The sequence below is a fragment of the Microbacterium sp. BH-3-3-3 genome, from assembly GCF_001792815.1.
Lineage (GTDB): Bacteria > Actinomycetota > Actinomycetes > Actinomycetales > Microbacteriaceae > Microbacterium.
Window position 1 is genome coordinate 2295056 of record NZ_CP017674.1, and the last position, 21690, is coordinate 2316745.

General features: G+C 73.0%; 16 protein-coding genes. 10 read left to right on the plus strand and 6 right to left on the minus strand.

Features of this window, described 5'->3' with window-relative positions; genetic code table 11:
* The first annotated feature begins 28 nt into the window (after window positions 1-28).
* Window positions 29-745 (plus strand): Type 1 glutamine amidotransferase-like domain-containing protein, encoded by a 717-nt coding sequence (locus BJP65_RS10620; protein WP_083285812.1) that lies wholly within the window; start codon window positions 29-31, stop codon window positions 743-745.
* 106 nt (window positions 746-851) lie between these two features.
* Here the strand turns inward: BJP65_RS10620 and BJP65_RS10625 are convergent, their stop codons facing one another.
* Complete coding sequence (locus BJP65_RS10625; protein WP_070409119.1) at window positions 852-4349, minus strand: choice-of-anchor I family protein; 3498 nt, start codon at window positions 4347-4349, stop codon at window positions 852-854.
* Window positions 4350-4513: 164 nt separating this feature from the next.
* On the opposite strand from BJP65_RS10625, the gene BJP65_RS10630 reads away from it, so the two are divergent.
* The 3 genes from BJP65_RS10630 (at window position 4514) to BJP65_RS10640 (ending at window position 7362) form a co-directional block, all read left to right on the plus strand.
* Window positions 4514-5233: a VIT family protein gene (locus BJP65_RS10630; RefSeq protein ID WP_070409120.1), complete on the plus strand. Its 720-nt coding sequence runs from the start codon at window positions 4514-4516 to the stop codon at window positions 5231-5233.
* A gap of 81 nt (window positions 5234-5314) precedes the next feature.
* On the plus strand, window positions 5315-6493 hold the full coding sequence (locus BJP65_RS10635) for an acyl-CoA dehydrogenase family protein (RefSeq protein WP_070409121.1): 1179 nt from the start codon (window positions 5315-5317) through the stop codon (window positions 6491-6493).
* Window positions 6494-6573: 80 nt separating this feature from the next.
* The gene (locus BJP65_RS10640; protein WP_055940711.1) at window positions 6574-7362 is read left to right on the plus strand and encodes an enoyl-CoA hydratase-related protein; all 789 of its coding nucleotides are present in this window, start codon (window positions 6574-6576) and stop codon (window positions 7360-7362) included.
* 88 nt (window positions 7363-7450) lie between these two features.
* Here BJP65_RS10640 and BJP65_RS10645 read toward each other — a convergent pair whose 3' ends face one another.
* Window positions 7451-7978, minus strand: coding sequence for a MarR family winged helix-turn-helix transcriptional regulator (locus BJP65_RS10645; RefSeq protein ID WP_070409122.1), 528 nt, complete (start codon window positions 7976-7978; stop codon window positions 7451-7453).
* Between the two features lie 174 nt (window positions 7979-8152).
* Here BJP65_RS10645 and BJP65_RS10650 point away from each other — a divergent pair, with 174 nt between their 5' ends.
* From BJP65_RS10650 to BJP65_RS10660, 3 genes are read left to right on the plus strand one after another with little or no spacing between them, the layout of a single operon-like run.
* Window positions 8153-8929, plus strand: a complete 777-nt coding sequence (locus BJP65_RS10650; protein ID WP_070409123.1) for an electron transfer flavoprotein subunit beta/FixA family protein — start codon at window positions 8153-8155, stop codon at window positions 8927-8929.
* Window positions 8929-9894 (plus strand): electron transfer flavoprotein subunit alpha/FixB family protein, encoded by a 966-nt coding sequence (locus tag BJP65_RS10655; protein ID WP_070409124.1) that lies wholly within the window; start codon window positions 8929-8931, stop codon window positions 9892-9894. The genes BJP65_RS10650 and BJP65_RS10655 overlap by 1 nt, the downstream gene beginning before the upstream one ends.
* 27 nt (window positions 9895-9921) lie before the next feature.
* Window positions 9922-11718 (plus strand): cytochrome b/b6 domain-containing protein, encoded by a 1797-nt coding sequence (locus BJP65_RS10660; protein ID WP_083285813.1) that lies wholly within the window; start codon window positions 9922-9924, stop codon window positions 11716-11718.
* Between the two features lie 159 nt (window positions 11719-11877).
* On the opposite strand, the gene cofE is transcribed toward BJP65_RS10660, so the two are convergent.
* Window positions 11878-12654, minus strand: coding sequence for a coenzyme F420-0:L-glutamate ligase (gene cofE / locus BJP65_RS10665; RefSeq protein WP_070409125.1), 777 nt, complete (start codon window positions 12652-12654; stop codon window positions 11878-11880).
* A 1-nt stretch (window position 12655) separates the two neighbouring features.
* Window positions 12656-13162 (minus strand): GNAT family N-acetyltransferase, encoded by a 507-nt coding sequence (locus tag BJP65_RS10670; RefSeq protein WP_070409126.1) that lies wholly within the window; start codon window positions 13160-13162, stop codon window positions 12656-12658.
* 141 nt (window positions 13163-13303) lie between these two features.
* Here BJP65_RS10670 and BJP65_RS10675 point away from each other — a divergent pair, with 141 nt between their 5' ends.
* A complete protein-coding gene (locus BJP65_RS10675; protein ID WP_070409127.1) occupies window positions 13304-13864 on the plus strand; it encodes an acyl-CoA thioesterase in 561 nt (186 codons plus the stop codon).
* A 41-nt stretch (window positions 13865-13905) separates the two neighbouring features.
* On the opposite strand, the gene BJP65_RS10680 is transcribed toward BJP65_RS10675, so the two are convergent.
* Window positions 13906-14883: an acetylxylan esterase gene (locus tag BJP65_RS10680; protein WP_070409128.1), complete on the minus strand. Its 978-nt coding sequence runs from the start codon at window positions 14881-14883 to the stop codon at window positions 13906-13908.
* 189 nt (window positions 14884-15072) lie between these two features.
* Here BJP65_RS10680 and BJP65_RS10685 point away from each other — a divergent pair, with 189 nt between their 5' ends.
* On the plus strand, window positions 15073-18894 hold the full coding sequence (locus tag BJP65_RS10685; protein ID WP_070409129.1) for a proline dehydrogenase family protein: 3822 nt from the start codon (window positions 15073-15075) through the stop codon (window positions 18892-18894).
* A gap of 528 nt (window positions 18895-19422) precedes the next feature.
* A complete protein-coding gene (locus BJP65_RS10690) occupies window positions 19423-20937 on the plus strand; it encodes an alpha-N-arabinofuranosidase (RefSeq protein ID WP_070409130.1) in 1515 nt (504 codons plus the stop codon).
* A 145-nt stretch (window positions 20938-21082) separates the two neighbouring features.
* Here the strand turns inward: BJP65_RS10690 and BJP65_RS10695 are convergent, their stop codons facing one another.
* A complete protein-coding gene (locus tag BJP65_RS10695; protein WP_070409131.1) occupies window positions 21083-21664 on the minus strand; it encodes an acireductone dioxygenase in 582 nt (193 codons plus the stop codon).
* Between the last annotated feature and the right edge of the window lie 26 nt (window positions 21665-21690).

Here is a 21690-nt window from a genome sequence, read left to right on the forward strand (position 1 = left end):
GCGCCTCGGGGCCGCGATACTGGGGCGCATGAGCGTTCACCTTCTCGGCGGCGGGCGCGACGTCGCACGCTGCGGCGCGCTGTTGCGTCCCTTCGTCGTCGAGGCCCGGGCGCGGGCCGATGACCGCCCTCCCGTGATCGCCGTGCTGCTCGTGCTCGAGGCCGACGACGACTCCTCGGTCGCTCGCTTCGCGGCGGTGCTCGAGGCGGCGGGGGCGGCGGCCGCCGAGCTGCGCGTCGCGGCGATCGTCGAGGGTGGGACCTTCGACGCCGAGGTGTCGAGGGCCGATGCGGTGTTCGTGGGCGGGGGCCTCACGCCCGCGTACCTCGACGCTCTCGCGCCGATCCGGGTTGCCGTGGCGGGCAGCGTGCGCGACGGCATGCCCTACGCCGGGTTCTCGGCGGGCGCGGCGATCGCGGCGGGACCGGCGCTCGTGGGCGGCTACCGGCTGGGCGGCATCGAGGTGGCGTCCGAAGATGCGGGTGAGGAGCTCGACGAACTCGAGATCCGCGACGGTCTCGGCCTGGTGCGGTTCGCCGTCGACGTGCACGCGGCGCAGTGGGGAACCCTGTCGCGTCTCGTTGCCGCGGTCGATGCGGAACTCGTGACGGAGGGCGTGGCGATCGACGAGCACACGGCGCTCATCGTGGATGCCGACGGCGCGAGCACCGTGTCGGGTTCGGGGCACGTCTGGCACGTCACCGCGGCGTCCCCCGGCGTTCGCGTCGCCCTGCGTTCTGCCTGATGCTCGTCGGCCTATCGAGCGCCGGGTCGGGGGATCCCCGCGTCGACAAGCCCTGACCAAAACGGCCCCCACCCGTGAGGGTGAGGGCCGTTCCGACGTCCGTGCGTCAGACGGTGCGCCGCCGCAGGGCGAAGGCCAGGCCGCCGGCCACCACGAGGAATCCGCCGGCGAGGGCGAGTCCCCACGGTGCCTGTGCGCCGGTGTTCGCGAGGTCGCTGCCGGGGCGGTCGCCCGACGGCTGGCCCGGCGCGGGCTGACCGGGTGCCGGCTGGCCGGGCGCGGGAGTCGGCTCGGCACCGGGCTGGCCGGGGTCACCGCCGCCCGGGTTCTCGCCCGAGGCGACCATCGCGCGACCGAGCGGCGCGGGGTCGACCAGCGGCGTCGCGGCGAAGTACGCGAGCGTCGCGTCGAGGTCGATCTGACCGGTGTCGGTGCGGTCGGTGCCGGCCGCGAAGGTCGGGAAGCCGTCGCCGCCGTTCGCGAGGAACGAGTTCGTCACCACGGTGAACGTGTCACCGTCGGCGATCGCCGTGCCTTCGTACGCCATCGAGACGACCGAGCCCACGCGGGGGTTCGCGGCATCCTGCGTGTACTCGTAGGTGAAGCCGTCGGACACGCCCAGGTGCAACTTGGGGCGGTCGCCCTCGGCCTTCCACTGCTCGTTGAGGACGTCGCGGATCTGCGCACCCGTCAGCGTCACCGTCACGAGCGTGTTGGCGAAGGGCTGGACCAGTGCCGCTTCCTTGTAGGTGACCACGCCGTCGTCGCCCTTGAGCAGGTCGGCGCGGAGGCCGCCCGGGTTCATCAGGGCGATCTGCGCCTTCGTGCCGGCGAAGGCGGGGTTCTGCGACGTCGCCCAGAGGTACACGTCGGCGACGGAGTTGCCCATCGACGACTCCACGCCGCGGTCGCTGCCCGACGGGGTGCCGCCGCGCAGGATGTCGCCGCTGATCTCGCCGACGGGCTTCGCGCCGATGACGTCGGCCTGCGCGACGTACTCGGCCACGCGCGCCTCGATCGCGGCATCCGGGGCGAACGCGCCCTCGAGGGGGAAGGTCGTGCCGGTGACGGATGCCAGTGAGCCGGTGCGCGTGTCCCAGCTCAGCGAGAGCTGACCCATCGCCTTGCCGTACTCGGACGCCTGGATCACCGGACGCGTGCGGTCGGTTCCGGCCACGGGCAGGTCGCAGGCGTACGTCTGGTGCGTGTGCGCCGAGACGATCGCGTCGATCTCGGGCGAGGCGTTCACGGCCAGGTTGCCGAAGCCGGCCTGGTCGGCCGCGATGGCGGCGCAGTCGTCCGACACCGCGGCGCCCGAGTGGGTGAGCAGCACGATGACGTCGGCGGAGCCCGCGGCCGTGATCTCGTCGGCGACGCGGTCGGCGGCCTCGAGCTGGTCGCCGAACTCCAGGTCGGCGACGCCGGCCGGGTCGACCATGGTGGCGGTGTCGGGGGTGACGGTGCCGATGAAGGCCACGCGCACGCCGTCGACGACCTTGATCGCGTACTCGTCGAGCACGGGCTCCTTCGTACCCTTCTTGTAGACGTTCGCGCCGAGCCCGAACTCGCCGCCGCCGTACTCGGGCAGCACCCGGTCGGTCAGGTCGGCGAAGCCGCGGTCGAACTCGTGGTTGCCGACGGCCGAGACGTCGAGGCCGGAGGCGACGAGGGTGTCGACCGTGGGGGAGTCGTCCTGCATGAGCGAGGTGAACGTCGAGGCTCCGATGTTGTCACCGGCCGAGACGAACACGGTGTTCGGGTTCGCGGCCTCGGCGGCCTTCACCGCTCCGGCGATGACCGCGGCGCCGGCCTCGCCCTGGGACCCTGCCTCCAGACGACCGTGGAAGTCGTTGATCGTGAGGATGTCGATGTCCTTCACGTTCGGGTTCTCGACCGCGAACAGCGTCGTCGTCCCCGACACCTCGTTGCCGACGGCGACGAGGGGGCGACCGGTGGGCGAGGCGTCGGCGGGGATGAAGTCGATGCCCTCGGGGCCGAGGTCGCCGGCGTTCGAGAGCAGCGCGCGGTCGGCGGTCGCGTCTCCGGTCAGCTGGTCTTCGACCGACACCGAGAAGTCGCGGTTGTTGACGTATCCGGCGTAGCTCGCGGCGGCGGGGTCGGTGATGTCGTAGGTCATCACGCCGCCCACGCGCTCGAGGCCGATGAAGGCGTACGTGCGTCCGTCGACCTGACCGATGGCGAGGTTCTCGGGCTCGGGGCCCTTGTCGTCGCTGCGGCCCTCGAGGTTCGACTCGGAGTGATTCGAGTTGAAGAACTCCGGGTTGGCGTCGTGCGTGATCCGCTCGAAGTCGGAGCCCGAGTCGAACACCTGGGTGCCCTCGGTGGTCCACACCGAGAAGCCGCGGCCGCCGAACGTGTACAGCTCGGAGTAGCAGGTGCCGTCGGCGTTCAGCCCCATGTCGGTGGCGACGTTGAGGCGGCCCAGGTCGGCGTCGTCGAGCGAGCCGGCGAGCGGGCTGTCGGCGCAGACGGGGGCGAGGCCGTCGTCGCCGAGGTCCTTCACCCGGGCGGTGTCGTTGTACGCGCCCCACTCGCGGCCGTCGCCCTCGTTGGCGGTGACGAGGTACGTCTCGCCATTCGCCTCGTAGGCCTGGATGCCGTCGGGCATGTACATGCCGAACAGGCCGGGGTAGGTCTTCTGCGTATAGGTCGGCGCGTCCTCGGGGTCGCGGTCGCTCGCGTCGAGGGCCTCGACGCCGTAGTCCTTGAACCCGAGGGGGCGGATGCCGGTGACCGAGGCCGACGCCAGGTCGACGGTCGCGACGGCGTTGGCCTCTTGCAGGGCGACGTAGGCGGTGCCGCCGGCGAGGGCGACGTACTCGGGCTCGAGGTTGCGGCTCACGCGGTTCGCGTCGAGCGGGGTGTCGCCCTGATCGGGGGCGGCGACGTCGGGGCCGAAGACGCGGACGGCGGGGTCGAGGGTCATCGACCCGCCCTGCTCGAAGGCTCCGAAGCCGGCCGTGCGCACGGCATCCTGGCTCGGGGCCGCCTTCTCGGCGGGCAGGGTGACGATGCCGACCGACCCCTCGGGGTCGACCGTGAAGTCGTCGGCGGGCTCGCCCTCGTTGGCGACGACGGCGACCGTGCCGTCGGCCGAGAGGGTGACCATGTCGGGGAGGGCTCCGACGGTGACCTCGCCGAGCACGGTGGGCTCGGCGGCGTCGGCGTCGAAGAACACCAGGCGACCCGGAGCCGTCTTGTCGACGTTCTCGAGGGCGATCACGCCGAGTCCGTCGGCGCGTACGGCGAGCGAGTTGGCGACGCCGGTCCCGGTGATCGAGTACAGCTTGGTGGGGGCGGTCGGGGTGCTGCTGTCGAGCACGTCGACGGCCCCGGCCTGGGCGTTGACGACGAACAGGCGGTTCTTGTACGCGTGCACGATCTCGGCGGCCGACTGGTCGAACACCCCGGTCTCGTAGGTGCCGATCGGGCGCAGGCTCACCGCGCTGTCGGCGGGGGAGTCGCGCACCGGATCGGCGACGATGGCGGCGGACGCCGCGGTGACGCTCGACAGGGCGAGCGCGCACACGGCCGCCGCGGTCGCGGTCAGCGCGACGGTACGGCGAAGGAAGGGCGAAGGCATGGCTGTGTCCTCGGGGCAGGGGTGGCGTGCGGTGGGGCGGCACGGGCACGCCGCGGGGGCGGCGAACGGGCCGAGTCTGCCCGGGGGCGGTGTCCCGCGGGTGAACGCGGGGCGAACGGCGACGCGGCGCTCCCGTTGCGGCCGAGCCGGTCTAGCCTGAGCGCATGACCACGCCGTCCGGTGCCCATCCCGACGAACCGCACCGTCAGGGCCTCGCGCAGCGACTCAACGGCCTGCGTGCCGGGGTGCTCGGGGCCAACGACGGCATCGTGTCGACCGCGGCCGTCGTCGTGGGCGTGGCCGGGGCGACGAGCGAGGTCGCTCCCGTGCTCGTGGCGGGCATGGCGGCGCTGGTCGGTGGGGCGGTGTCGATGGCGCTCGGCGAGTACGTCTCGGTCTCGAGTCAGCGCGACAGCGAGCACGCGCTCATCGAGAAGGAGCGCCGCGAACTGGCGGAGGCCCCGGATGCCGAGTTCACCGAGCTCGTGGGACTGTACGAAGCCCGGGGACTGTCGACCGAGACGGCGACGCGGGTGGCGACCGAGCTCACGGCATCCGATGCCCTGAAGGCCCACCTCTCGGTCGAGCTGAACATCGACGCCGACGACGTGGTGAGCCCGTGGACGGCGGCGTTCGCCTCGGCGGTGGCCTTCACGGTCGGGGCGTTGCTGCCGTTGCTGACGATCCTGCTCCTCCCGGTCGAGGGGCGCGTGGCGGCGACGTTCGCGGCGGTCCTGCTCGCGCTGGCCGTCACCGGGTACGTCGCCGCCTGGATCGGCGGGGCCCGCCGGGGGCGCGCGGTGGTGCGGATGGTGGTCGGCGGGGCGCTCGCGCTCGGGGCGACGTACGTCGTCGGCTCGCTGTTCGGCGGCCTGGCCGCGTAAGTCGACCCCCCTATCAATTACAAGGACGTCCAGGTAATCTGAGGAAGGCGACGACGCCGTCGCTCCACGAAGGAGAGCCGCATGGACACCACCCCTGCTCCCGCGCTCGCCGCCGCACCCGCGGGCGCGCTGTCGGCAGAAGAGCGCACCGCCATCCTCGACGCCGTCCGCGACTTCGCCGCGACGGAGTTCGCCCCGCACACCCTCGAATGGGATGCCGAGAAGCACTTCCCCCGCGACGTGCTGCGTCGCGCGGGAGAGCTGGGTCTCGGCGGCGTCTACGTCAACGAAGACGTGGGCGGCGCCGGGCTGTCGCGGGCCGACGCCGTGGCGATCTTCGAGGAGCTGGCCTACGGCGACCCGACGGTGACGGCCTACATCACGATCCACAACATGGTCGCGTGGATGATCGACGCCCACGGCGACGAGGCGCAGCGAGCGCAGTGGCTCCCCGGCCTCGTCGCCATGGACGACCTGGGTGCGTACTGCCTCACCGAGCCGGGCGCGGGATCCGACGCCGCGGCGATCACCACCTCGGCCATCCGTCACGGCGACACCTACGTGCTCACGGGCGTCAAGCAGTTCATCTCGGGTGCCGGCGAGGCCTCGGTCTACGTCGTCATGGCTCGCACGGGCGAGCCGGGGGCGCGCGGGATCAGCGCGTTCCTCGTGCCCGCCGACGCCGAGGGCCTGTCGTTCGGCGCGAACGAGAAGAAGATGGGCTGGAACGCCCAGCCCACCCGTCCCGTGATCCTCGACGAGGTGCGCGTGCCGGCCGAGAACCTGCTCGGGGGCGAGGGCCGGGGGTTCTCGATCGCCATGACCGCGCTGAACGGCGGGCGACTCAACATCGCGACCTGCTCGATCGGTGGCGCCCGCTGGGCCCTCGACCGCTCCGTCGCGTACGTGCACGAGCGCTTCACGTTCGGCGAGGCGCTCGCCGAGAAGCAGTCGGTGGTGTTCGCCGTCGCCGACATGGCCACCGAGCTCGAGGCCGCGCGGCTGCTCGTGCGCGACGCGGCGCGGGCCCTCGACGCGAAGACCCCCGATGCCGCGACCCGCTGCGCGATGGCGAAGCGCTTCGCGACCGACGTGGGCTTCCGTGTCGCGAACGAGGCCCTGCAACTGCACGGCGGCTACGGCTATCTGCAGGAGTACGGGATCGAGAAGGTCGTGCGCGACCTGCGCGTGCACCAGATCCTCGAGGGCACCAACGAGATCATGCGTCTGATCGTCGGCCGGAGCGTGCTGGCCGCCTGACGCCAGAGGCTCGCCCGATGTCGGGGGAGCGTGCGAGCATGCCGGTGCGGGGTCGTCCGCGCCGACACGACGGGAGTGACATGACGGAGCAGGATGCCGGGTACGAGACGATCCGAGTCGAGCGGCGAGGTCGCGTGGGATGGATCACGCTCGACCGCCCCGAGGCGCTCAACGCCCTGAACACCCAGACGATGCGCGACGTGGTCGCCGCCGCTGAAACCTTCGACGCCGACACGGGTATCGGCGCGATCGTCGTCACCGGCAGCGAGAAGGCCTTCGCCGCGGGCGCCGACATCAAAGAGATGGAGCAGATGTCGGGACTCGACATGACGCTCACCGACCACTTCGGAGCGTGGAGTCGGTTCGCCGCCGTCCGCACCCCGGTCATCGCCGCGGTGTCGGGGTACGCCCTGGGCGGCGGGTGCGAGCTCGCGCTCATGTGCGACGTGATCCTGGCCTCCGATCGCGCGAGGTTCGGTCAGCCCGAGGTGCAGTTGGGGGTCATTCCGGGCATGGGCGGAACGCAGCGGCTCGTGCGGGCGCTCGGCTACTACAAGGCCGCCGAACTCGTGCTGACGGGCCGCATGATCGACGCCGCCGAGGCCGAACGCGCGGGACTGGTGTCGCGCGTGGTGCCGGCCGCCGACCTGCTCACCGAGGCCGAGGCGGTCGCGACGGCGATCGCCGAGAAGCCGCTGCCCGCCCTGTACGCGGCGAAGGCCGCCCTCGACGTGGCGATGGAGTCGACTCTCGCCGAGGGGCTGCGCTTCGAGGGACGGGCGTTCGCCGCCCTCTTCGACACCGCCGACCAGAAAGAGGGGATGGCGGCGTTCCGCGAGAAGCGGGCTCCGTCGTTCACCCACCGATGAACGGCGTGGCGCGGCGGGATCTCGCGGCGGGCGTCCACCGCGTGCTGCTGCCGCGCGGGACGACCGCGGCACGGGGCCTCGGCGAGATTCAGAGCGGGTCGGGCACGGGCGCGGGGTCGGCGAAGTCGCCGGCACCCTTGCGGAAGCGCGCGATGATCCGCACCAGCGCCGTCGCGTCGTCGTCCTCGAGCCCCAGGTCGGCGAACACCGCGTTCAGCGCGTCGGTCGCCTCGTCGACGCGCCGCCGACCGGCCTCGGTGAGGGACAGCAGCGCGGCCCGGCCGTCGGTCGGGTGCGGTTCGCGGGTCACGTATCCGTCGCGCGCGAGTCGCTCGACCGTGTTCGTCACGCTCGTCGGATGCACCTGCAGACGCGCGATGGCGCTGGCCATCGGCATCCGTCCCTCGCGGGTGAAGGCGAGCAGCCGCAGCAGCTCGAACCGCGAGAACGACAGGTCGAAGGGCTTCAGCGCCCGGTCGATGGATGCCATCAGCAACTGGTGCGCACGGATCACCGAGGTCACGACCGTCATGCCGTCGGCGGCGTCGTCCCACCCGTGCGCCAGCCACTGGCGCTTGGCCTCGGCGATCGGGTCGGCGGGCAGTCGTCGCGTCATCGGTCCTCCTCGCGCTTCACGGTACCCCTCGCGCGCGGCCCGCGCCGGGCGGCGGTGCGCCGCGCGGCGGGTTCTCGTCCTCTCGGCAGGCGCGAGGGCCGTGCATTCCCCGCCGCCACTTTCCGACCGCGGCGAGGCCGCGGCATCCGTCCCCCGACCGAAGGAGCCGCGTCGATGAAGATCGTGGTCGCGATCAAGGAAGTACCCGACACCTGGGGAGAGCGTCGTCTCGACCTCGAAACCGGTCTGACCGACCGGGGAGCGTCGGCGCCGGTGCTCGACGAGATCGGTGAACGCGCCGTCGAGGCCGCCCTCACCTACGCCGACGCGCACGAGGGGACCGAGGTGGTGGTGCTGACGATGGCGCCCGCCTCGGCGACCGCGACCGTGCGGAAGGCCCTCGCGATGGGGGCGACGTCGGCCGTGCACGTGGTCGACGACACCCTGCGCGGCGCCGACCTGCTGCTGACCGCCGAGGTGCTGGCCGCCGCGATCCGACGCACCGGGTTCGACCTCGTCATCGCGGGCAACCTGTCGACCGACGGCGGCGGAGCGGTCGTTCCCGCGATGATCGCCGAGATACTCGGGGTGCCGCAGCTGACCGCCCTGTCGAGCCTCGACGTGTCGGAGGCCGCGGTGGCCGGTGATCGCGTGAGCGACGCGGGGACGATGCGGGTGTCGGCGGCGTTGCCGGCGGTCGTCTCGATCACCGAGGCGCTCCCCGAGGGGCGTTTCACCACGTTCAAGGGCATCATGGCGGCGAAGAAGAAGCCGTACGAGACCCTCGATGCCGGAGCGCTGGGCGTCGCGGCCGAGAACCCCGCCGTGCCGCGGTACATCATGCTGTCGGTCGCCGAACGTCCGCCGCGTGCGGCGGGCACGAAAATCGTCGACGAGGGCGATGCGGGCGAGAAACTCGCCGCGTTCCTCGTGGCCGAGGGCGTGGCGTGATGGGTGCGGCGTTGGTTCTTCTGGAGGTGCTTCCCGCGGGCGCGCTGGCCGCGTCGGCGCCGGGACTGCTGGCGGCGGCGGCCGCGGTGGGGGATCCCCTCGCCCTGATCGCCGCCCCCGAGGCGGTACTCGAGGGCGCTGCCGCCGAGGCGGCCGGGCTCGGGGCCGTACGCGTGCTCACCGCCGCCACCGACGCCGACGCCCTCACCGTGCCGGTCGTCGACGCGTTGGCGGCGGCGGTGGCGCGCGAAGACGTCGACCTCGTGCTGGCCTCGAACGCCGTCGAGACGCGCGATGCCGTCGCGCGACTGGCGGCGCGCCTGCGGCTCCCGCTCGCGGCCGACATCGTGGGGCTGGGCCGCGACGACCTCGGCGTCGTCACGCGGCACTCGGCCTTCGGCGGCGGCTTCACCGTCGAGGGCGCTCCGACCTTCGGCCCCCTCGTCGCGACGCTGCGCCCCGGCGCCGTCGACGGGCGCCTCGACGCGCAGCCCCTCGTCGTCGACCGGCTCGAGGTGACGGCATCCGGTGCCCCGGCGGCCCGGGTCGAGCGCTTCGCCGAGACCGCCGCGCCCTCGTCGCGCCCCGAACTGCGCGGAGCCGCGGCCGTCGTCGCGGGCGGACGCGGGGTGGGCTCGCGCGAGGACTTCGCTCTCGTCGAGCAGCTCGCCGACGCGCTCGGAGCGGCCGTCGGCGCCTCGCGCGCGGCCGTCGACGCGGGATATGTGCCGGCGGCGGCGCAGGTCGGGCAGACGGGGGTGTCGGTGTCACCGCGGCTGTACGTCGCCCTCGGAATTTCGGGGGCGATCCAGCACCGCGCGGGCATGCAGACCGCGCGCACGATCGTCGCGATCGACAAAGATCCCGACGCGCCCATCTTCGCCATCGCCGACTTCGGTATCGTCGGAGATCTGTTCACCGTCGTCCCGCAACTCCTCAGCGCGCTCGCCGCGCGCAAGAAGTAGCCCGCGAGAAGTAGCCCCACGAAGTAGATGGCGTCCACACCACCCACCCCGCGTCGCGGGCTGCCGCGCATCCCCGGCGGGGAGCCCTGGCCGCCCGCGGCGTCCGGCGCGCCCGGGCAGGACTCCGCCGACGAGTCGGCGGCACCGCGAGGCGCCGGGTCGGTCGAGCCCGAGCAGGTCGCGTCGCACCCGCCGGAGGCACAGCGCGGCGTGGCGCTCCCCGCCGCGCCCCCCGCCACCGGCGGCCCCGTGGTTCCGGATGCCCCGCGTGCGAGCGCGCCCGAGGTGCGGCGGGGTCTGCCGCGGGAGCCGGGCGGCGAGCCCTGGCCGCCGGCTCTCGCCCCGGCGCCGACCGACATCACGCCCGAGACCGCGGCGGAGCCCACCGTCGCCGAAGCGCGTCCGCGCGCGGACGCCGTGGCGGCCGAGACGGTCCCTCCGTCCGGGTCGACCGGTGCGGGTGACGACACCGTCGCCGAGGCGTCAGGTGAAGCAGCGTCGGGTGAAGCAGCGCCGGGTGACGCCGCGTCGGACGTGCGCCGGGGACTGCCGCGCGAGCCGGGCGGCGAGCCCTGGCCGCCGGCATCCGTGCACCCGTCGTCCGCGCCGTCGGAGCCATCGCCCGCGGCGGCGGTGCCCGCGGAGCAATCGCGCTCCGGTTCCGTCTCGACGCCGACCCCGCCCGCCGCAGCGGTGCCCGCGGAGCAATCGCGCTCCGATTCCCCCTCGACGCCGACCCCGTCCGCCGACCAGGCGCCCGCGTCCGCTACCGCCGACGCGGCGATGCCGTCCCCGGATGCCGCCACCCCCGCCGCGCCTCGACCGCCGCTGACCGTGCCCCGAACCGTCTGGCCGGGGGCTGCGGCATCCGTGCGCCCGTCGAAAGGCGCCGAACCGAAACGGCTCGGTCCGTACACGGCGGTGCAGTGGCTCGGATCGGCCGCCGTGCTGGGCGTGTTCGCGCTCGCGCTCGCGGCCATCGTGGTGCTGCTCGCCCGCTTCGTCCTGGCGCTCGAGCCGGGGCGGGAGTTCCTCGCGGCGTTCCCGGGCGAGCACCCGCTGCCCGAGGGGGCGCCCGTCGGTCTGCCGGTGTGGCTGAACTGGTCGCACTTCCTCAACAGCTTCTTCCTGCTGTTCATCATCCGCACCGGCTGGCAGGTGCGCCGCGAGAAGCGCCCCGCGGCGTTCTGGTCACCGCGCAAGAACAAGCGGCGCCGCATCAGCCTGGGCCTGTGGTTCCATCAGGCGGTCGACATCCTGTGGATCGCGAACGGCCTGATCTTCGTGGTGCTGCTGTTCGCCACGGGGCAATGGATGCGCATCGTCCCCACCTCGTGGGAGGTCTTCCCCCACGCCCTGTCGGCGGCCCTGCAGTACGTGTCGCTCGACTGGCCGACCGAGAACGGCTGGGTCAACTACAACAGCCTGCAGCAGCTGTCGTACTTCGCGATCACGTTCGTCGCCGCGCCCCTGGCCATCATCAGCGGTGTGCGGCTGTCGGGCGTATGGCCGAAGGACGCCGAGCGCCTCAACCGGCTCTACCCGGTGGAGTGGGCGCGCAAGATCCACTTCCCGGTGATGCTGTTCTTCGTGGCGTTCATCGTCGTGCACGTTGGCCTCGTGCTGGCCACCGGCGCCCTGCGCAACCTGAATCACATGTACGCCGCCCGCGGATCGGTCGACCCCGGCGAGTACACCAGCGATCCGACCGGTCTGCTGATCTTCGCGGCATCCCTGCTGGTGATGGCCGCCGGATGGGTGGCCGCCCGCCCGCGCGTGCTCGTGCCGATCGCCCGCCTGTTCGGCGACGTCAAGCAGCGCTGATCCGGGGTGGGGTGCCGAGACCGCACGCGATCGCCCAGGACGTATGTGTTCGTCGACGAACGGGTGCGTCTTCGACGATCAACTGCGGTCTCGAGACGCCCGCCCCTCGCCCGTCCCCGCCGCCGGGCGGCGGCGCGCGGTGGGCGCACGAGCGGGCGCTCAGCGTGCCGTCGCTCGACCCGCGGCGAAGCCCTCGGCGTACGCCTCGTCGGCGCCCTGGCGGAACATGTCACGCGCCGGGTCGCGCACGATCGAGCGGGCACCGGGCAGGTCGAGGTCGCCGACCAGGTCGGCGCGACCCCGCACGATGGCCACGGGGCGGCGGGCGGCCTTGCCCTTGACCAGGTCGGTGGCGGCCGCGAGCTCGTCGGCGACGCACGGCAGGGTCACCACGAGCGGGCGGCCCTCGGCATCGGTGGTTCCGCGGAGATCCTCGAAGACATGGATGCCACCCGCCCCGATCGCGTGGTCGGTCTGACCCTCGCGCCATGCGCGGCCGAGCGTGTCGGTGATGATCACGCCGACGTGGGCACCGGTGGCGGTGCGCAGCCCGGTCGCCAGCGCCCGCGCCGAGGCGTCGGGGTCGACCGGCAGCAGCAGCACCGTGCCCTCGGGGGTGTTGCTCGCATCGACGCCGGCCGCGGCCGACACGATGCCCAGCGGGTTCTCGACGATGCGCGTCACGTGTCCCGCCGGCGAGGTGCGCGAGGCCACGAGACGCACGGTCTCGCGCGTGATCGCGTCTTCGCGATCCGACGCGTGGATGATGCGGCCCTCGGCCTTCGACACGATCTTGCTCGTGACCACGACGATGTCGCCGTCGCGCAGGGCCGTCTCGTCGCCGGGCGTCGAGGTCACGGCATCGAGGATCACCCCGACGAGGTCGTCGCCCGGGGTGATCTCACGAATGCCGTCGAGGGCCCAGATCTGCAACACGTCAGCGGACGAAGCGCACCTCGGTGAGCTCCTCACCGAGGAACGGCTGCACCTGCGAAGCGCCGTCGAGTGAGAACCCGTTGCGGGTGTAGAAACGGTGCGCGCGCGGATTGTCGTCGTCGACCCACAGGTACACGCCTTCGCCGTCGTCGATGGCGGCGTCGAAAAGCTGCTGGCCGATCCCGGTGCCGTGGAAGGCGTCGAGCAGGTAGATGAAGTACAGCTCGCGCTCGCGCGGGGCGTCGTCGTCGCGGGCGGGACCCGAGCCGACGAAGCCGACGATCTCGCCGTCGACGAGGGCGGCGTGCATGCGGTAGTCGTCGCCCTGCGAAGCCCAGTGGGTCCAGAGCTCGGCCATGCGACGGGGGGAGACCGCTTCGAGGGCGGCGGTGCTGATCAGGTGATCGTAGGTCTCGTGCCAGCAGGTGGCGTGCACGCGGCCCAGGGCCTCGGCATCCACGTCTCGCACCGGACGGACGACGATGTCGGTTCGGGATTCCGCAGTCATGGCGCGACTCTACGCGGGGGCTCGGCGCGCGGGAAATCGGGCGAGGACGCGCCGCGGATGCCGGAGGGGCACGCCGCACGTGCTGTGGTGAATCGACAAAGCAATCGCCGGTTCGTCGTCGAATCGCTATGCTCGCCCCTCGTGAACGTCCTCTGGCGCACCCTTCTCGTGCTTGTCCGTGCCCGCCGTCGCCTGGGGCGTGAGGGACCCCTCGATCCGAACACGGTGACGCGGCTGCGCATCCGCGTGCTGCCCACCGACATCGACCTGCTGCGGCACCTGAACAACGGTCGATATCTGTCGCTGTTCGACCTCGGACGGTGGGACCTGCTGACCCGCGCGGGCCTCGTCTCGGCGATGACCGCGCAGGGCTGGTACGCCGTGGTGGCGGCCGAGACGATCACGTTCCGCCGCTCGCTCGAGCTCTGGCAGCGCTTCGACCTCGAGACGCGTCTGATCGGCCACGACGACCGCGCGGTCTACCTCGAGCACCGCGCGCTCGTGAAGGGCGAGATCTACGCGCGCGCGATCATCCGCGCCCGCATCCTGCGACGCACCGGCGGAACGGTGCCGCACGACGAGCTCTTCGCCGCGGTCGGCCGGCCCGAGGGGCTGCCCGACATCGAGGCGTGGGTGCACGAGTGGGCCGACGGCTCATCGCTGCCGTCGACGAAGCGTCCGGCGCCCAGCGTCTGGGAGTGACGTCGGGGCCGGTTCCCCGGTCCGGCCCGACCCGGCCTCGCTCAGCGCGCGAAGCGCGCGTCGAGCCAGGCGACCTGCCGCATCCAGTGGCGGTACCCGCCGCCCTCGTGCCCGTTGTACGGGTACACCTCGATCGCCGCGTCGTCGGATGCCAGGGCGTGGAACGCCGCGAACACGCCCGAGGGCAGCACGACGTCGTCCATCAACGCGACCGAGAAGAGCGCCGGCGCCGTGATGCGCCGGGCGAGGATGGCGCCGTCGACGTACGACAGGGTCTCGAGCACGCGGGCGGCGTCGTCGCGGTGCACCGAGAGGAACCTCGTGATCTCGGTGAAGGGGGCCGACGGCGTGCGCACGATCGCGTTCGGGAAGTCGCACAGGAACGGCACGTCGGGAAGCACCGCGGCCACGGCGTCGCCGGCGAGGGCGGCGGCGGCGATCGAGAGTCCACCGCCCTGGCTCACTCCGGTCACCGCGATGCGCGAGGCGTCGACCCCCGGCATCCGCCCGACCTCGTCGACCAGACGCACGGCGTCGGTGCAGAGGCGGCGGTAGTAGTAGTCGCGGGGATCGCGGATGCCGCGGGTCATCACGCCCGGGAACGCGGCGGCCGAGCCGTGGGGATCGGGGGTCTCGCCCACGCTCCAGGCCGATCCCTGGCCGCGGGTGTCCATGATGACGTGGACGTACCCGGCGGCGGCCCAGTTCGTGCGCTCACCGGGGAGGCCGCGCCCCCCGCCGTAGCCGATGTACTCGATGACGGCGGGCAGCACCTCGTCGCCGTGCGGGCGCACGACCCAGCCGCGGATCTCGTCGCCGCCGAAGCCGGTGAACGTCAGGTCGTGCACGCTCAGGGCGCGCACGGGGCCGTCGACCGGGGTCAGGACCGTGGGGCCGGCGGCCTCGCGGGCCGCAGCGAGAGTCTCGCCCCAGAACGCGTCGAGGTCGGCGGGTGCGGTGAGCGCCGGGCGGTACTCGCGCAGCAGCTCGAGCGGCAGGTCGGTGAAGGTCTGAGCCATGCGTGGTCTTTCGTCGGTGAAGGGGTGACCCGACAGTAGCGAACCGGCGGCGCCGCGACCCGCGCCGCGACCGGCCGCGCAACGAACCGTGCGCCGCGACCGGCGGGCCGCGACCCGCGCTCCGCGCCGATCCGCGGGTTGCGCGGCGGGCCGTCGGGATGCCACGCGCGCGATCCCTAGGCTGGCCGCATGAGCACGAAAGACCCGCGCGCCACCGGTTTTGCGCTCTCCTCCGACGTTCCCGCCCGGGCAGCCGCGCGCGCGGCGACCTTCGTGCCGCGCCACCCCGCCCCCGCCGCGCCGACCCGCCGTGGCGAGATGCCGCTCGACGCCGAGGCCGCGGAGTTCACCGCCGCGGTGGCCGACGGCGTGCTGCGCCCCGAGAGCACGACGGCCGCGGCCGCGGCGCTGCACCGCCTCGCCGAAGACGTGCCCGCGACCCTGCCCTGGTTCGTGCGGGGAGCGATCCAGCTGGGCGGGGCGGTGGCGCCCGTTCTGCCGACGCCCGCGGTTCCCCTCGCCCGCCGCGCCCTGCGCGATCTCGTCGCGGGCCTCGCGCTCGACGTCCGCCCCGAACGCCTCGGTGCCGGCATCGGCGCCCTCCGTACCCCCGACGCCGCGGTCGACGTGCGGCTCGTCGGTCCCGCCGTGCTCGGCGAGGCCTCGGCGCGGCGCCGACTCGACGGCATCCGGGCCCTCGCCGCCCGCGACGACGTCGAACGGCTCTCGCTCGCGGTGGCCGACGCGGTGGCGGGGCTCTCGCCCTGGGCGTTCGACGCCGACGTCGAGCACGCCGCCGAGCGACTCCTGCCGCTGTACCTGGATGCCGCGTCGACCGGCACCCACCTGACGCTCGTGGTCGAGGGCCGAGACGATCTCGACCTCACCGTCGCGGTGCTGACCCGCGTGCTCGAGGAGCCCCGCCTGCGGGATCTCACGGCGGGGATCGCGCTGCCGGTCGCCGTCGTCGAGAGCCTCGACGCGGTGCGTGAGCTGGCGGCGTGGGCGCGCGTGCGCGTCGCCGACGGCGGTGCCCGCCTGACGGTGCGGCTGAGCGATGCGCCCTCGCAGACCCCGGATGCCGTGGCCGCGGCCCGACACGGGTGGGCCGCCCCGGCCGCGACCGGACGCGACGACATCGACGCCCTCGCCGTGCGAGCGCTCCGTGACGCGGTGAGTGCCCGCGGCCGCGAGGGTCTCACCGTCGAGTTCGCGACCGCCGATCCCGAACGTGCCGCCCTGGTTCTCGCCGTCGCCTCGGACGCGGGGGTCGAGCCGACCCTGGTGCTGCCCGCCTCGGCGTCGTGGTTCCCCGACGCCGCGCACGTCGTCGCGGCCGCAGCCGTGCACCCCGACGACCTCGACGCGGTCGCTGCCCGCCTGGCCTCGGCATACGCGCGCGTCGTGGCGAGCGCTCCCGCGCTGCCCGTCGCGGCGCCCGCCGCCCCGCGCCCGGCCGCGGGAGCGGAGCGCGCGGAAGACCCCGACGACGCGGGCGACGCCGTCGCGGCGGATTCGTCCGCCGAGCGGGACCCTTCCGACGGAGCCGACACGGCCCCCCTCGACGACGTGTCACGGCCCGACGCGGTCGTGCCCGAGACCGCGGCCGTGGCGGCCCGCGCACGTCGCGCCCTCGCCGCCGCCGACGCTCCGGCACCCGCGGGGCGCGCACCGCACCGCGACCTCGCGCCCGACCCCGCGATCCTGCGCGAGCGCGCCGACGACGCCGCCGCCGAGCCCGGACTCACGCAGGCGGTGCTCGGTATCGCGCGGGAGGCCGCGGCATCCGGAGACACCTCCGCCCTCGGCCCCGACGTGCAGCAGATGCTCTTCGGCGGGCAGGCGTTCGTCGACACCGCCGTCTTCTCGGCGCGCGAGAGCGCCGAGCTCGCGGGCGGCGCGCCCGGTTTCCGCAACGTCGCCGACACCGACCCCACCGTGCCCGACGACCGTGCCTGGGCGCTCGCCGCCCTCGGTCGCGCCGACGGGTCGACCGCCGGAGACGCCACCGCCGCGGCGGGACGCATCGACGACGAACCCGGCCTCGACGCCGTGATCGAGCGCGTGCGCACCGCCGCCGAGCCCTGGGGAGTTCTCGCGGCGGCGGACCGCTCCGCCGTGCTGCTGTCGGCGGCGCGCGCGCTCGAGGAACGCCGCGCCGAGCTCATCGAGGTGCTGGCGTCGGAGGGCGGGGCCCTCGTCGCCGAGGCCGATGTCGAAGTGAGCCAGGCGGTCGACGCGGCCGGGTACTACGCCTCGACGGTGAAGGAACTCGACCGGGTACCGGGAGCGGTGTTCGTCCCCGGTCGGGTCACCGTCGTCGCCCCGCGGTGGAACGCCCCCGTGGGGCTCTGCGCCGCCGAGACGCTCGCCGCGCTGGCCGCCGGCTCGGGGGTGCTGCTCACCCCGTCGCCGCGGGCGCGTCGCAGCGGCGCCGTCGTGGCCGAGGCCCTGTGGGCAGCCGGTGTTCCGCGCGACCTGCTGGCGTTCGTCGACCTCAACGAAGACGCCTCGGGGCGCGCGCTGATCGTGCACCCCGGTGTCGACCGCGTGCTGCTGGCCGGTGCCCGCTCGACCGCCGAGCGCTTCGCCGCGTGGCGCCCGGCCCTGCCGGTGCAGGCGTTCACCGCCGGACGCAATGCCGTGATCGTCGCGCCGTCGGCCGATCTCGACGAGGCCGTCGCCGACATCGTGGGCAGCGCCTTCGCGCGCGCGGGCCAAGCGGCCACCGCCGCCTCGCTGGTGATCCTCGTGGGCGCCGTGGCCCGTTCGTCGCGCTTCACCGACCAGCTGAAGGATGCCGTCTCGTCGCTGCGCGTCGGGCCGGCGGTCGATCCGTTGTCCGACGTCGGCCCGCTCGTCGAAGAGCCCACGGGCGAGGTGCGCCGTGCGCTGACCGTGCTCGGCGACGGCGAACGGTGGCTGGTGCAGCCGCGCGAACTCGACCTCGGACCCGAGACGGCCGGACGCTTCTGGACGCCGGGCGTGCGCACCGGTGTCACCGCCGGGTCGCACCTCACCCGTGCCGCGATCGCGGCCCCGGTGCTCGGCATCCTGCACGCGCCGACCGTCACCCGCGCGATCGAGATGCAGAACGCGATCGGCTCGGGCTTCATCGCCGGGCTCCACACCCGCGACGCGGCCGACCTCGAACTCTGGCTCGATACGGCCGAGGCGGCCGTGCTGCGCGTGAACCGTCCGACCTCGGGCGCCGTCGTGCAGCGCGAGCCCCTCGGCGGCTGGGGTGAAGCCGCGGTGGGCACCGGCGCGATGTCGGGCGGACCGCACCGCCTCGTGACGCTGGGGTCGTGGCGGCCGTCGTCGGGCGGGGCCGCATCGTCGACCCTGCACCTGCGCGGGCTCGACAGTCGCATCACCGGGCTCATCGAAGCGGCCCAGCCGACCCTGTCGTACGAGGCCTTCGACTGGCTGCGGCGCGGAGCGCTCTCGGACGCCGTCGCCTGGGACCGCGAGTTCGGTCGCGTGAAGGACGTCTCGCGCCTCGGCGTCGAGCGCAACCTCTGGCGGTACCGCCCGGCCGACGTCGCCATCCGCGCCACCGCCGACGCCACGTGGCAGGCGGTGCTGCGCGTCCTCGTCGCGGCGGTGCGCTCGGGCTCGACGTTCACCCTCAGCTCACCCGTCGGCCTTCCCGCGGCGGTGCGCCACCTGCTCAGCGAGAGCAACGTCGCCGTCTCGGTCGAGAGCGACGCGGAGTGGTTGCAGCGGTTGGCGGGGGGCACCCCGGAGGCCGCCGAGACCGAGGCCACCGACCTGATCGCCGCCCCGCGGCTCGCCCGCGTGCGACTCGTCGGTCCCGCCGCGACCGTGTCGACGCTGCGGGCGGCCGTCGCCGAGACGGTCGCGGGCGACGTGTCGCTGACGGTCTACCCCGACGAGGTGACCACGGCCGGGCGCCTGGAACTGCTGCCGTTCCTGCGCGAGCAGTCAGTGTCGATCGGGGCGTTCCGCTTCGGCCGGCGCGACGCGTGGAGCGCCGAGGTCATCTGAGGCGGGGCCGGGGCTTGGGCTGGGACTTTGGCTTGGGCTGGGGTCACCGCACCGCCGATTGAGCGCGTCGGCATGCTCGGCCGCCTCTCGTGAGCGTGAAGCGTGAGGCATAACCTCTTCGTATGCAGTGCCAGATAGTTGATCCGTTTCATGCAGTCGGAACACTTCCAGACGAGGAGGTCGAGTACAGAGTGCGCGCTTGGAATGAGCCGTTGGAAGCAGGGTCGGCGTGGCGCGTAGACGAATGGGACATTACTGACGCCGACTCGGTCGTAACCGTAATCGAGTGGGCGGATGGTCTCGGTGCTCACTCCGTGGAAGTGTTTGTCCGGTATGAGGACCACGCTCTCGATGCGAGTGACAACTGGGTGACCGTTGACCGGCACGCTCGGGTGTACGGGGTTCCGGCAGACGACGGCGGAACCACCGAGACTGTGACCTTCACACGTCGTTGGGGCACCGGTTTCGAAAACGTTTAGCCGACCGTGCCCGCGGGGGTAACGTCGCAGCGAACCCCGAGGAGCACCGATGACCGCTGCCCGACTCACCGTCGACCCCCGCTTCGCGATCGGGGCCGTGCGCCGCCGCCTGTTCGGGGGCTTCGTCGAGCACCTCGGCCGTCACGTCTACGACGGGATCTACGAGCCCGGTCACCCGCGGGCCGACGAGCAGGGCTTCCGCGGCGATGTGCTGGAACTCGTGCGCGAGCTCGGTGTGTCGACCATCCGCTACCCCGGTGGCAACTTCGTCTCGGGCTTCCGCTGGGAGGACAGCGTCGGACCGCGCGCACAGCGCCCGCGCCGCCTCGACCTCGCGTGGCACTCGACCGAGACGAACGAGATCGGCCTGCACGAGTTCTCGGACTGGCTCGACAAGGCCGGCAGCGATCTGATGCTGGCGGTCAACCTCGGCACGCGCGGCACCCTCGAGGCGATCGACCTGCTCGAATACTGCAACGTGCCCGGCGGCACGACCCTGTCGCAGCAGCGCATCGACAATGGACGCGCCGCCCCCCTCGGAGTGCGCGTCTGGTGCCTGGGCAACGAGATGGACGGGCCGTGGCAGCTGGGGCACCGCTCAGCCGACGACTACGGAAAGATCGCCGCGCAGACGGCGAAGGGCATGCGCCAGCTCGACCCGTCGATCGAGCTCGTCGTGTGCGGATCGTCGGGGGCGCAGATGCTCACCTTCGGCGAGTGGGAGCGGGTCGTGCTGCAGCACACCTACGACGACGTCGACATGATCTCGTGCCACGCGTACTACCAGGAGCACCACGGCGACATCGACTCGTTCCTCGCCTCGGCGGTCGACATGGACAGCTTCATCGAGAAGGTCGTCGCCACCGCCGACCACGTCGGCGCCGTGAAGGGTTCCGACAAGCGCATCGACATCTCGTTCGACGAGTGGAACGTCTGGTACATCGACCGCGTCGACTCGGTGAAGCCGACCGCGATCGACGACTGGCCGGTCGCCCCGCGGCTGCTCGAGGACGTGTACTCGGTGGTGGATGCCGTGGTGTTCGGCAGCCTCCTGATCTCGCTCCTGAAGCACGCCGATCGCGTGGCATCCGCATCTCTCGCCCAGCTGGTGAACGTGATCGCCCCGATCATGACCGAACCGGGCGGACCGACCTGGCGTCAGACGACGTTCTTCCCCTTCGCGATCACCTCGCGTCTCGCGCGGGGCGTCGCGGTGCGCCTGCGGATCGACGCCCCCGTGATCGACACGGCGAGGCACGGCACTGTCTCGGGGGTCGATGCCGTGTCCACCCACGACGCCGAGACGGGAGCCACGGCGATCTTCGTCGTGCACCGCGGGCGGCACGACGCCGTCGACCTGGTGATCGACATCACCGGTCTGGGAGAGGTCGAGATCGTCGAGACGCACCTGCTCGCCGACGACGACCCCTCCGCCCGCAACACGCTCGACGACCCCGAGCGCGTGCAGCCGCGCGCGCTGGAGGGCGCGCGCATCGTCGATGGCCTGCTGCACGTGACCCTGCCGCCGATCGCCTGGGCGGCTGTGGCGCTGCAGGCACGCTGATCGCCGGGCGCGCGTGCGGGCCGACGCGGGACGACCGCGGGAACGCGGAACGCCCGCCCCGCGGCATCCGAGGAACGGATGACGGGGCGGGCGTTCGGGGCCGGTCCCTCCGACGGGATCGGAGACCCGGGACCGCGCGGGGGTGTCAGGCGAGCTGCGCGCGACGCTCCGCCAGCTGGTCGAACGACGCGAACGACTCCGCGATCGGGCTGCCGGTGAAGTGGCCGACCCAGCCGTCGTCGTCGTGGAAGAAGCGCACGCTCACGTAGTGGGGCGAGGTGCCCATGTCGAACCAGTGCGTGGTGTTCGCCGGCACCGAGATGAGGTCGCCCGCCTCGCAGTACACCGCGTGCACCTTCTCGTTCGCGTGCAGGTAGAACACACCGGCACCCTTGGCGAAGTAGCGGTCCTCGTCGTCGTCGTGCGCGTGCTCCGACAGGAACTTCTCGCGGAACGGCGTCTTGACCTCGTCGTAGTCGTCTTGCGCGGGGTCGAGGGCGACGACGTCGACGAGGGTGTAGCCCTCGCGCTCCTTCACCTCGCCGATGTCGTCGGCGTACAGCGCGAGCACCTCGTCCTGCGAGGCGCCGGTGGGCACGTCCTTGACCTCCCAGCGCGAGAAACGGGCGCCGAGCTCGGCGAGGGCCTCGCGGATCTCGCTCTCTTCGGTGGTCTCGAGCACGGGCGTGCTCGGGTCGGTCGCTTTCCAGACGGTCAGCAGGGTCATGGCCGCTCCTTTCGTTGGGGGTGGGG